Origin of the sequence: Olivibacter sp. CPCC 100613, assembly GCF_036959255.1 — a bacterium.
Taxonomy (GTDB): domain Bacteria; phylum Bacteroidota; class Bacteroidia; order Sphingobacteriales; family Sphingobacteriaceae; genus Olivibacter.
On sequence record NZ_JAWMTI010000003.1, the window covers coordinates 295,233 to 308,173 of the forward strand.

The 12,941-nt window shown below is 38.4% G+C and carries 10 protein-coding genes; 5 read left to right on the forward strand and 5 right to left on the reverse strand.

Annotated features, from left to right (window positions below; translation table 11 throughout):
* The first annotated feature begins 10 nt into the window (after positions 1 to 10).
* The 3 genes from RYH73_RS12230 (at position 11) to RYH73_RS12240 (ending at position 6,349) form a co-directional block, all read left to right on the forward strand.
* Entirely contained in the window at positions 11 to 622 is a 612-nt protein-coding gene (locus tag RYH73_RS12230) for an HAD family hydrolase (RefSeq protein ID WP_335313721.1), read from the forward strand.
* Between the two features lie 190 nt (positions 623 to 812).
* Positions 813 to 3,143 carry a transglycosylase domain-containing protein gene (locus RYH73_RS12235; protein WP_335313722.1) on the forward strand — a complete coding sequence of 777 codons (2,331 nt, stop codon included), beginning with the start codon at positions 813 to 815 and terminating at the stop codon, positions 3,141 to 3,143.
* A gap of 74 nt (positions 3,144 to 3,217) precedes the next feature.
* Positions 3,218 to 6,349 carry a basic secretory protein-like protein gene (locus RYH73_RS12240; RefSeq protein WP_335313723.1) on the forward strand — a complete coding sequence of 1,044 codons (3,132 nt, stop codon included), beginning with the start codon at positions 3,218 to 3,220 and terminating at the stop codon, positions 6,347 to 6,349.
* Between the two features lie 114 nt (positions 6,350 to 6,463).
* On the opposite strand, the gene RYH73_RS12245 is transcribed toward RYH73_RS12240, so the two are convergent.
* On the reverse strand, positions 6,464 to 6,808 hold the full coding sequence (locus RYH73_RS12245) for a GIY-YIG nuclease family protein (protein WP_335313724.1): 345 nt from the start codon (positions 6,806 to 6,808) through the stop codon (positions 6,464 to 6,466).
* 100 nt (positions 6,809 to 6,908) lie between these two features.
* On the opposite strand from RYH73_RS12245, the gene RYH73_RS12250 reads away from it, so the two are divergent.
* On the forward strand, positions 6,909 to 7,679 hold the full coding sequence (locus tag RYH73_RS12250) for an XRE family transcriptional regulator (protein WP_335313725.1): 771 nt from the start codon (positions 6,909 to 6,911) through the stop codon (positions 7,677 to 7,679).
* 38 nt (positions 7,680 to 7,717) lie between these two features.
* Positions 7,718 to 8,626 (forward strand): 3-hydroxybutyryl-CoA dehydrogenase, encoded by a 909-nt coding sequence (locus tag RYH73_RS12255; RefSeq protein WP_335313726.1) that lies wholly within the window; start codon positions 7,718 to 7,720, stop codon positions 8,624 to 8,626.
* A 72-nt stretch (positions 8,627 to 8,698) separates the two neighbouring features.
* Here RYH73_RS12255 and RYH73_RS12260 read toward each other — a convergent pair whose 3' ends face one another.
* From RYH73_RS12260 to RYH73_RS12275, 4 genes are all read right to left on the reverse strand, one after another.
* A complete protein-coding gene (locus RYH73_RS12260; RefSeq protein ID WP_335313727.1) occupies positions 8,699 to 9,436 on the reverse strand; it encodes an RluA family pseudouridine synthase in 738 nt (245 codons plus the stop codon).
* Positions 9,437 to 9,575: 139 nt separating this feature from the next.
* Entirely contained in the window at positions 9,576 to 10,781 is a 1,206-nt protein-coding gene (locus RYH73_RS12265) for a GAF domain-containing sensor histidine kinase (protein WP_335313728.1), read from the reverse strand.
* Positions 10,782 to 11,041: 260 nt separating this feature from the next.
* Complete coding sequence (locus tag RYH73_RS12270; protein WP_013666371.1) at positions 11,042 to 11,728, reverse strand: response regulator transcription factor; 687 nt, start codon at positions 11,726 to 11,728, stop codon at positions 11,042 to 11,044.
* A gap of 104 nt (positions 11,729 to 11,832) precedes the next feature.
* A complete protein-coding gene (locus RYH73_RS12275; RefSeq protein ID WP_335313729.1) occupies positions 11,833 to 12,921 on the reverse strand; it encodes a peroxiredoxin family protein in 1,089 nt (362 codons plus the stop codon).
* Positions 12,922 to 12,941 lie beyond the last annotated feature (20 nt).

The following is a 12,941-nucleotide window of genomic DNA, read 5'->3' on the forward strand; positions in this document are numbered from 1 at the left end:
TATCATATAGATGAATCAAGAAACACGCGATAAACTGAACATACTGAATGAAAAAACAAGTGGAAAGTATAAAGCATTACTTTATGATTGTGACGGAACACTAGCAAACAATATGCTTGCTCATAAATTATCCTATAAAGAGGCTGCAGCTAAATATGGAATTAATTTGGACACTGATATTATCGATGAACTAGCTGGTTGGCCAACAAAACTTGTAGCTGACGAAATCAGCAGACGGTACAACGTGATCTTACCAGCTACCTTCTCCAAAGAGAAGACTGCTGTATTTTTCGAGAAATACATCGACACAACCGAACCAATAGCTTATGTTACCGAACACCTGAAAGCAAATGCCGGTGATGTGCATATTGGTGTAGTATCCGGCGGTACACGTACCACTGTTCAACGAACTTTAGCTGTATTGGGTTTGACAGATTATATTGAAATACTTGTTTGTGCGGGCGAAACACCGAATGGGAAACCTTTTCCCGATCCCTTTCTTGCCGCAGCTGAAAAATTAGGTGTAGCACCTAAAGATTGTATTGTTTTTGAAGATGGTGATCCAGGAGTTGCTGCAGCGGAAGCTGCTGGTATGGATTGGATCCGAATTGACAAAATCTAAAATCCAGTGTCTAAAAGTATTTGCTGACACTTGCCACAACAATCAACAAAATTCAGCTGTTACATAAAATTTCAGATTTTTTATAGAGATTTGCTCGGTAGGTCTATTATTGATGTACAGCAGGCTAACCCAAAGACTATTTAACATTTTTTTACATTTATGTTAACTAATCATTTTAGATATTTACCGCATGTTTAGAAGAATTAAGAGTAAGTTTCTTCGTTATATATTGATTTTTATTTATTTCGTCATAATCTTCTTATGCGCGATCGAATTAAATTTCCTAGGACTCTTTGGTTATTCACCTGCGGTAAAAGATATCAAAGCACCGACACTCAATATCGCGTCAGAGCTATATACCGCTGATGGTAAATTGATTGGTCGTTATTTTAAAGAGAATCGATCACCCGTAGTTTACGACAGTATTTCGAAAAGCATAACCCAGGCTTTGATTGCCACAGAAGATATACGCTTTTTCAAACATAAGGGAGTCGATTTCATTGCAGTAGCATCCAGTTTATTGTCAACTGCACAGGGAGATAAACGGGGAGGTAGTACCATCACCCAACAATTGGCAAAAAATCTGTTTCGAACCCGTTATAACCAGTCTGCCGGATTATTAGGTAATATCCCCGGCGTTCGAATGTTAATCATCAAAATCAAAGAATGGTTTACGGCCATCAAGCTGGAACGTCGATATAGTAAAGAAGATATCCTAACAATGTACCTAAACACGGTGTCGTTTGGTAACAACACCTATGGTGTCAAAACGGCAGCAAAGCGGTATTTTAACCAGAATACCAATGAAGTTACACCGCCTCAGGCGGCACTACTCATAGGTATGCTCAAAGCCACCACACTCTATAATCCGGTAAGAAATCCAAAACGTTCATTAGAAAGACGAAATGTTGTATTATCGCAAATGCAAAAGGCTGGCTTCATTTCACTATCACAATTTAAACAGTATATTGCAAAGCCTATTGATCTCAGTTTAGGCACCATTGATGAAATCGGCAAAGAAGATTCTTATTTGCGAGGTGCTGCAGAACGATTCATTGAAAAATGGTGTGATGAGAACGGTTATGATCTTTATGAGGATGGTCTTAGGGTATATACAACAATCGATTCTAGATTGCAACGTTACGCCGAAGAAGCTGCTTATGATCAAATGGCTACCTTACAAAAGCGACTCGAAAGTGTATGGGGAAAAGAACTCCCTTGGCGCGACTCCAAGGGAGAAGTCATCGAGAACTTCCTGGAAAATCTCGCAAAAAGACTGCCTATCTACGCTTTTCTAGATAAAAAATTCAATCACAACGTCGATAGTATTCTCTTTTACTTGAACCAACCGAAGCAAATGAAAGTTTTTACCTGGGATGGTATGGAAGAAGTAAGTTATTCCACGATAGATTCTCTTGCGCATTATGCAAAAATGCTTAACACGGGCATGATGGTAATGGATCCCTACAATTCAGAAATAAAGGTATGGGTAGGCGGCATTAATCACCAATTCTACAAATACGATCATGTTAACCAAGCAAAACGGCAAGCGGGGTCGACCTTCAAACCTTTTGCTTATTTAACCGCATTGGAACAAGGAATGTCTCCTTGCGATAAATTTCAAGATAAAGCGGTAAAGATCAATTATATTGAAAAAGGTGAAGCTAAAACCTGGGAACCGAAAAATGCCGATTGGACCTTTTCCGGTATTAATATGTCACTACGGTGGGCTATGGGTCGATCTATTAATTCGGTAACAGCTCAGATAACAGAAAAGGTTGGTTGGGATAATGTTGTAAAAACTGCTCATAAATGTGGTATAACCAGCCATTTGGAATCGGTACCATCGGTAAGTTTAGGGTCTAATGATGTAACGGTTTATGAGATGGTAAGTGCTTATGCGACTTTTCTTAATAAAGGAAATCATGCCAATCCTATTTTGGTAAAGCGAATAACGGATAAGGACGGCCATCTGCTGGTTGAGTTTAAGCCTGAAACGAAAAGGGTGATTAGTGAAGAAATTGCTTGGTTGATGACCTACATGCTTCGCGGAACGATGGAGGAGCCCGGTGGAACTTCACAAGCCTTGTGGGAATGGGACTTATGGAAGAAGGGGAATCAAATAGGCGGAAAAACAGGCACATCTTCAGACTATGTGGACGGCTGGTATATGGGAATCACAAAAGATCTAGTTGCAGGTGTTTGGGTTGGAAACGATGAACGTAGCATACATTTTCGAAATTCTGCTACCGGAGAGGGTTCACGCACTGCCCTACCTATCTTTGCTAAGTTTATGGAAAAGCTGTATCATGATCCGCAAAGTGGCTATACCTATGGCCCTCTTCCCGAACCGACGGTGCCGATCACCCGGGCATATAATTGCCCTAGCCCACGAATTAGAATTCCAGATAGCACGCGAGTGGATAGTCTGCCTCCAACTTTAAATCCGATCTTTGAACCACATAACGAAGATGAGCTTCAAAGAATAAATGAACAGCTTAAACCGCAACAGAATGAATAAATAGAACCAGGCCAAGTTGTGCAAATAAATTCTAAACACTAAATTAGTATTCCGAATTGTACCTAAGCATCATTATGAAGCACCTTATTCCTGCAAAAGACAGATTTTACAAAGTTGTCTGGTTAATGGCCTTGACATTTTTCTTTATACCGACCGTTTTTGGACAATACTTCGGTCAAAACAAAATGCGTTATAAAGCATTGGATTTTAATGTAAAACAGTCGCCCCATTTTGATTTTTACACGTATATCAGGAATGATAGTTTGTTAACTCGCTTTATGCAAGAGAGCGAGCTTTGGTATGAGTTGCACCAACAGGTCTTTAGAGATACATTTTTACGAAAGAATCCCTTGATTCTTTACAATAACCATCCGGATTTTCAACAAACCACCGCCATTGGTGGGGAAATCAGCATCGGTACGGGAGGTGTAACAGAAGGGTTAAAGAACCGTGTGGTTATGCCGATTATGCAAATCAATAACCAGACACGTCATGTACTAGGGCATGAATTGGTTCATGCCTTTCAATATCATTCCCTCATCGAGGGTGATTCGACGAAATTGGAAAACATTGGCAATCTCCCGTTATGGATGGTTGAGGGGATGGCGGAATACCTGTCCGTTGGGAAAAAAGATGCTTTTACAGCCATGTGGATGCGCGATGCTTACTTAAATAAAGATATTCCCAGTCTCAGAGATTTGACTGAAAGCAACAAATATTTTCCTTATCGATATGGTCAGGCGTTCTGGGCCTACATTGGTTCTACTTATGGCGATACGGTTATTGTTCCTTTTTTCAAAAATACAGCCAAATACGGTTATCAAGCGGCTATTAAACATACATTTGGATACGATGAACCAACCTTGTCCAATCTATGGCGAACTAGCATCGAAAATGCCTATAAACCTCTTCTGGTAGATACTGCACAGGTGCCGAAAGGACAAATGATCATTAATAATAAAAACGGCGGTAATATGAATGTGTCTCCAACTATTTCTCCCGATGGAAAATATGTTGCATTCTTATCAGAAAAGGACCTTTTTAGTATTGATTTATTTCTAGCGGATGCCCGAACGGGCAAGATTATCCGAAAACTTAGTAGTAGGCAGAATAATTCACACATCGATGAATTCAGTTACATAGAAAGTGCAGGTTCGTTTTCACACGATAGCAAAAAATTTGCTTTCAGTATATTTAGTCAGGGACGCACCAAATTGTTAATAGTTGATGTTGAGACCGGTAAAACCCTTTCTATGGAAGGCATGGGAGATATAGGTGAATTTGCCAATATAACCTGGTCACCCGATGGAAATCATGTCGCGTTTTCGGGACTTAAAAATGGGTATAGTGATATCTACTTGTATAATATATCGAACCGGCAATTAACCCAGCTCACCGACGATTGGTATGCAGATTATCATCCGAGCTTTTCAAGGGATGGCAAAAAAATAGTATTCAGTACTGATCGTTTAAGTTTAGAAAGCGGTTATGAAGGGGTTGATATTCCCTTAGGTTTAGCCATTATCGATATAGACACCCGAGAGATACAGAAAATTGATATTTTTGCCGGCGCCAATAATTTAAATCCTCAATTTTCGGCAGACGATAAACAACTTTATTTTCTGTCTAATCGTGATGGGTTCAGAAACTTATACCGTTATACCTTTTCCACCGAAAAAACAGAACAATTAACGGACTACTTTACAGGAATTAGCGGCATCACGGAATATTCACCGGCATTGAGTGTATCTAGAAACGATGATATCCTGTACTCCTATTACCGAGCTCAAAAATATACCATCTACAATGCTAAGCCGACCGACTTCGTAGCGAAAGAGGTGCCGAACAATGAAGTAAATTTTGATGCCGCGCTGCTCCCTCCCCCTCAATCACTTGGTGTGGATGTCGTTAATAGCAACCTGAAAAATTATAATATTTTTCAACGTATCGGAAAATCTTATATAAAACCGATAGCCTATAAACCAAAATTCCAGCTCGATTACCTGCAGGGAAGTGGTGTTGGTGTAGCTGTCGGCAGTAGATATGGAGCAGGTTTATCGAGCGGCATCCAAGGAATCTTCTCCGATATTTTAGGAAGAAATCAATTGTTTGCCGGCCTGGCAATCAATGGTGAGGTCTACGATTTTGGTGGCCAATTTGCCTATATCAATCAAAAAGGACGGATTAGCTGGGGTGGCTCTATTTCACATATTCCTTTTATGTCCGGATTAATGAGTTATGGTAATGAGGAGATTGATGGAAACACTTATTTTACCGAAAACACAGACATTATACGGACATTTCAAACCCAAATCGACGCTTTTGCCGCCTACCCCCTATCCAGAACAACTAGATTTGAGTTAGGAGCTGCTGTAGCCCGTTACAGCTATCGAATTGATCGGTTTTCAAATTATTATGATCCCAACACGTTCTACTTTTTAGGAAGTGATAGAAGAAAATTGTCAAAAGAAGAAGCTAGCAGAACCTATGGTAGTAATTTCAATTCATTTACCTTACAACAGGTAAATGCTGCCTTTGTAGGCGATAACTCTTATTTTGGTGTAGCTGCTCCGCTAAGTGGCTATCGCTATCGATTAGCAGCCGAGAAGTATTTCGGCGACTTTAGCTTCACCGCCTATACTGTTGACCTCCGAAAATATCATCGCATAAAACCTGTTTCTTTAGCTGCACGTGCTTATACCTATATGCGTGTGGGCAGTGGCGAAGATCAACTATATCCTTTATATATAGGATATCCCTTTCTTATCAGAGGCTACGAATCCGCTTCGTTTTATAATAACAATGGCCGGGTTTACCAAGGATACAATGTAAACCAGCTAATGGGCTCCAGGATAGCGGTAGTAAACGTAGAAGCGAGATTGCCATTCACAGGTCCCGAAAAGTTAGCAGCCATTAAGTCAGGACTTTTATTTTCTGATTTAAACGTGTTTTTCGATATGGGTCTTGCCTGGAGTGCTGGAGATAAAGTTGCTTTTAAAAGCAATCCTGATAAAATTGGTGAACAGGTCAATCCTGATGGCTCTATAGTCGACATCTATGAGCGGGTTCCCGCAATGAGTGCCGGTGTTTCTTTACGTGTTAACATCTTCGGTTATTTTGTATTAGAGCCCTATTATGCAATACCGTTTAATAGAAAAGACGTAAAGTTTGGTACTTTTGGCCTTAATTTCGCACCTGGCTGGTAGTCTGTTTGATTACTAGTTAATCAAATTTGAATAGTAAAAGTCATTCATTAACATTAAACTATTAGGCCTTTACTATTTGCAATGAAATAAGATCATCGCTTAACTATAAAACCTTTACCATACTCTCTGCGAGAAAAAATGAGCAGCTGGCTGGCTGCAAATCACAAAATCATCCATATTCAAACGTGAACTCAGATCCTGCCAATCTTTATTTACAGCTCGGATAAGACGTTCCTTTTGAGAGCGCGTAAATGTAGATAATAGCTTGAAACGATTGACTCCTAAGTCTTCAGTATCCATCTCTTCAAAATAAACCAGTCTCGAAACCTTTGCGGTTGCATCAAAAAACAATTGCTTGTGCTCTCGATAAAAAGCCATAGTTTTAGCTAAATCATCGGTTAACCCTACATGTAAACATTGGCGATTGCAGTCTGTCAATATATATACAAATCGTTTCATAACAAAATACACTAATATTTTTCGCTAATTGAATTTTATTTACTAACTTTATTGGCACAATAATACTAACAAAATTAGTAAAAACAAAATTATTTTAAAAATGAGCAATATCGCATCAAATCTTAAATTTCTTAGACGAAAAAAAGGGCACACGCAGCAGCAATTTGCTGATATCATGGAAATTAAACGTTCTCTGGTAGGTGCTTACGAAGAAGATCGTGCGGAACCCAAATACGAATTACTAAAAAAATTCGCATCTTATTATGAATTGACAATGGATGAACTTGTCAATGAAAAAATTGATGATAAATGGAAACCGACACCAAAAGGTGATTCCTCAAGCGTGCGGGTATTAAGTATTACGGTCAACGAAGACGATCGCGAGAATATTGAACTTGTTCCCGTCAAAGCCAGTGCCGGTTATCTGAATGGTTACGCAGACCCTGATTACATTAGCGAGTTACCTAAGTTCAGATTGCCTTTCTTTAAACAAGGGACCTACCGTGCCTTTGAATTAAAAGGGGATTCCATGCTTCCTTTGCAACCTGGCACAATCGTTATCTGTGAATATGTTGAGGACTGGTTTGATATAAAATCGAATCAAACTTATGTCATTATTTCTAAATCGGATGGCATTGTCTACAAAAGGATAGCACATAAATTCAAAGAGGAAAAAGGCTTGAAGTTAGTATCCGATAACAAAGTATACGAACCTTATTGGGTAGAAACTCCAGATATTTTAGAAATATGGAAAGCCAAGGCTTTCATCAGTACAGAATTTCCGGAACCAACCGCAGAGCCAAGCCTGGAAACACTGACCACCATGATGGCACAAATGCAAAAAACGATTAGCGGTATGAAAACGGAATAAAATCCACATTTATCAATTAAAGAAAAATGATATAACGGATGAAAAACATAACAGTTATTGGTTCAGGTACAATGGGTAATGGGATTGCGCATACCTTCGCTCAATACGGGTATTCGGTATCGCTCGTAGATCTAGATGAAAAAGCACTGACAAAAGCTATACAGACCATCCAAAAGAATTTAGACCGACAGATCAATAAAAACAAATTAACAGCTGATGATAAAATTGCTACATTAAATAATTTAAGAACGTTTACCGATCTGAAAAGTGCCGTTTCCAAAGCGGACCTCGTCATTGAAGCCGCAACAGAAAACGAGCTTATCAAGTCAAATCTCTTTAAAGACCTGGACAATCTTTGTCCTAGCAATACTATTTTAGCTTCTAATACTTCTTCTATTTCTATTACAAGACTCGCATCCCACACGAACAGACCGGATAAAGTTATCGGTATGCATTTTATGAATCCCGTGCCCATGATGCAATTGGTGGAAGTGATAAAAGGTTATGACACCAGCGAAACCGTTACAAACAAAATCCTTAAGACAGCTGCCAAACTTCAAAAAGTACCTGTTGTCGTACAAGATTATCCCGGCTTTATAGCAAATAGAATTTTAATGCCTATGATTAATGAAGCAATTTACAGCCTGTACGAGGGTGTTGCCGGCGTGATCGAGATCGACACCGTTATGAAACTTGGTATGGCCCACCCAATGGGTCCACTGCAATTAGCCGATTTCATTGGTTTGGATGTCTGCTTAGCCATTTTAAAAGTACTATATAACGGCTTTGGAAACGCTAAATATGCACCATGTCCTTTACTGGTTAACATGGTAGCGGCGGGTCACCTTGGCAAAAAAACGGCTATAGGATTCTACAATTATCAACAATCGGACTCGAAGGAACCGGTAGTTGCCGCTAGGTTTTCAAATGTTGGGTTGTCAACTTAAAGCAGTATACTCCTTGCCTAAGGATTATTTAAATACTAAATGAGACTAATCTCCCACGCAATATTTAGGATATCAGGAGTCAAATCGCTCCAACTGTTTTAATAAAGTTGCGAAATCTTTAGGATAAGGGGCCTCCAAGCTGTAGTCTTTTTCGTTTATCGAAAAGTGTAAGGATCTAGCATGTAAAGCAAATCGCTTCATAATAGGAAGCTCCTCTTGTCCTTTACTTAAAGTATAACCCCGTTTTATTTGAGAGAGGTAAACAGGCTTACCTTTATAAAGGCTGTCCCCAACAATAGATGCATGTTGTGTGGCAAGATGTATTCTTATTTGATGCATCCGACCTGTCACGGGGCGACATTCAACCAATGTATAATGTTTAAAATAGACAAGCGACTTAAACCAGGTTTCTGCTAATTTACCGTTAGCTTTGTCAATGGTAACGTTTCTATTGCCTAAATTTAGAATAGGAAGATCCACTTTTAAATCTTCAAAGACATGCGTTCCAGCAATAACAGCGTGATAAATTTTCTTTACCCTTCTTTTCTCAAACTCGATGGAAACAGCGCGATAAGTCTCCGGATTTTTGGCGATTAAAAGCAAACCCGAGGTTTCTTTATCGATACGATGACAAACCTGTGCATCCTTATGATATAATTTTGCCATCCGAAGTATATTAACCTCCCCACCTTCCCTTTCATCCAATGAAGCAATAAAAGGGGGTTTGTTTACAACTATTAAGTTATCATCTTCAAAAATGACGAGTTCCTTAAACTTCGGATATTTAAAATTCGGCGCTTTTTCTTCCATAGGAGTGCAAAGGTATAAAAAGAGAATGAAAATGTTTATCAAAACGCCATCATTTACATTATACTTGTATACTTGGGTCGACCATTCTTCGTCGGCTCTGAAAATTCAATGGCAACACCTGGCAAGGCTTTCGTATGGTTTATAACACTGCCAAAGGTAAGGCAATAAAAAAAGAAGCTCCTTTTTCCTTCCCCTCACTTTCGGCCCAAATTTTCCCGCTATGAAGTTCTACCAGTGTTTTAACGATTGATAAGCCCAAACCATTACTCCCTTCCTTACCCGTTGGAACAGAGCTTAAGCGCGCAAATTTTTTGAAGAGTTTTTTCATATCCTGTTCAGAAAGCCCTTGCCCCTGATCTCTAATTTCAATTAAAGCTCTATCATCGACTTCCTTAGCGATCAAGTTAATGGTTGTATCCGCATAAGCGTATTTGGAGGCATTACTTAGAAGGTTTTCAAAAATCTCACGTAATCGTACCTTATCACCTGCAACCGGTCGATGAATTGTATTCTCAAAAATCACGCGTTGTTTTTTTTGATTAGCAATAATTTCAAAATCCGACAAAAGGTCCTTAAGTAGCAAATCAATTGTACAAGGCTCTATTTTAAGTTTCATCTCCCCATCTTCTATTTGCGATAGATTTAACAAATCATTTAGACTCGAAAGAATGAAATCAGATGACTTGATAATCCGTTCTGTCATCGCTTGTGTACTTTTATTCTCTTTTGCTTCGCGCTGAATCAATTGGGCATAAAGCTTGATGGATGTTAATGGATTTTTAAGATCGTGAACGGCAACATTCATTAAATCAGTTTGTACACGTACTGCATTACGGGTAGCTAAGCGAAACTTCAGTTCGTCCATAACGATGGAAGCAAGGCTTTGCAACATTTCTATTTGCTTATCTGATGGGTATTTAGGTTCAGGATGACTGACACAAAGTGCACCGATTTTATAGCCATCAGGTGTTAGCAGTGGTGCCGCCGCATAGAATCCGACACCAAGAACCTTTAATCCCATTGGATCTTCAAGTATTTCAGATGCCTTTTCGATATCATTAATAACCATCGCCGAGTCTTGTAAAATGGCCCAAGAACAAAGGCTATCTGCACGATCAGTGAAACGCTCAAAATGACCCGTAGTATCAGATTTTAAAAATACCGTTTCTTTATCGACAAAAGATATAAAAGCTCCTGCAGCTTCAAAAAGCTCCATGGCCAGTTTCGCAATCTTGTCAAAGGCATCTTCAGGAGGGGTATTCAGAATATCATATTTGTACAACTTCCTTAAACGATCCTGTTCATTTAAAGGAATTATATTGAGCCATTGATGATAGATCCCCATAGGTAGCAATTATACCGTAAAACTATAATTATAAATTCAACTATCTCCTTTAGAATCATCTATATCCCTTAAGATGATTTTTTATTGACATAATTGCAAGATACAAAAAATGGCTGATGTAGTTTCAGGGAAGAAAAAAATTGTACCGGTTAAAAAGTAGGGATTTTTACAGGCTATAAAGAATCAGCAAAATTCGCTTCGAATAAAATAGATACGATTAAAAAAGGGAGTACGGCCTCCCTTTTAAAAAAAAATTAAGATTATGCATCGAACTTATAACCAACTCCCTTTACAGTAGATACGTAGTCGTCACCAATCTTCTCGCGAAGTTTTCGAATATGCACGTCAATAGTTCTGTTCGTGACTACAACAGAATCTTCCCAAATACTCTTTAATATCGTTTCTCTAGTATAAACTTTTCCAGGCTTCGAGGCTAATAAATACAACAATTCAAATTCCTTTTTCGCGAGAACAATTTTCTCATCATTCTTATATACCAAAAAGGTTTCTCTATCAATTACAAGATCAGCGATTTCAACTTTATTTTCTAAAGTCTCCTCCCCTTTACTATTTCTTCTCAAAATTGCATTGATCCGGCTAATCAAAGCCCTGGGTTTAATGGGTTTTGCAATATAATCATCAGCACCCACATTAAATCCGGCTATTTCGGAATACTCTTCACTCCTTGCTGTTAAAAAAACCATAAAGGTATTTTTAAATTCGGGCATACTTCTCATAATCCGACAAGCCTCAATGCCGTCCATTTTCGGCATCATGATATCAAGTATGATGAGATCAGGATTTATTTTCCGTGCAGTGGACACAGCTTCTTGTCCATTAGTAGCCGTAAAAACCGAATATCCTTCTCGCTTTAAGTTATATTCAATCAGTTCGACTATATCGGGTTCATCATCAACAACTAATATCTTGTATTTAGCACTACTCATGTTCAATAATTTTAGGCCTAAATTATGTACTTAATCGCAAATAAAAGTTAAGACAGTATTAACAAATTGTTAATGATCGCTCACCGCTTGACATCTAGTTAAAACTATAGTGTTTTTCCCAAAAAATCAGCCAGTTTTTGCCCCCTTAGATTTTTAGCAATAATAACACCTTCCGGGTTTAGCAAAAAAGATGCAGGTATACTGGAGATTTTATACAGTTCGGCAGCCTTGCTATTCCAAGCCTGTAAATCTGATACATGTGTCCAAGTCAAATGATCATCTTTTATTGCCTTCAGCCAAGCCGTTTGGTTATTATCTAAGGACACCCCTAATATCGTAAAATTTTTATCTTTATATGTATTATACTGCTTGACAATATTTGGATTTTCTTCTCGACATGGCACACACCAAGATGCCCAAAAGTCAACCAACGTATACTTACCTCTAAAATCTGACAATTTAACCGTCTTCCCCTTTTGATCCATTAGCTCAAAATCAGGGGCTTTCTGGCCTACTGTTAATGGTTTCAATTCAGCCATATGTGTGATAAAGTCCCGAACCGCCGCATTTTTAGGAAATTTATCTTTTATTGCACTAGCGTATGCCATCATTTCAGTTTCATATTCCGCAGGGTCGAGAGAACTTATTGCGTAAAAACCTGCTAAGTTGTTAACGTTTCGATTTGCAAAAGCTAACACTTCTTTAGAGAATTGATCGAGATTATTCTTATACTTCACAAATAGCTCATCCCTAATCTCTTTTTCCCTTGATGGCTCTTTTTTTAATCGCATTTGAAATTCCCCTTCTATTTCCCGGGAAATGGCAGAATAACGTGTATTAATTTCGCCAAATTCCTTTATTTTACTAGAAATTTCTGACCCTAAAACTTCATAATTACCACTAGGATCTTTGATATTAGCTTTGAAAGCTACTTCTTCACCATTGGATAAAACAAAAAAGTAATTGTTTTCCCCAATCTTTAAATTATAAAATTGTGGAATAGGTGCTGTTCTACGAAATCTGAACTTATTATCATCATTCAAAAAAGCTGAATCTACGATCTCGCCTCCTTCATATAAAAAAACTTTTTTTACCTGATCATTATTAATAAGCTCTCCATTCAACACAAACTGATCCTTATTACTGCACGCTGCTAAAGCAAAAATGCTTAAGGCCCATAATATTTTTTTCATCCGAAAATAGTTAGTTCAAA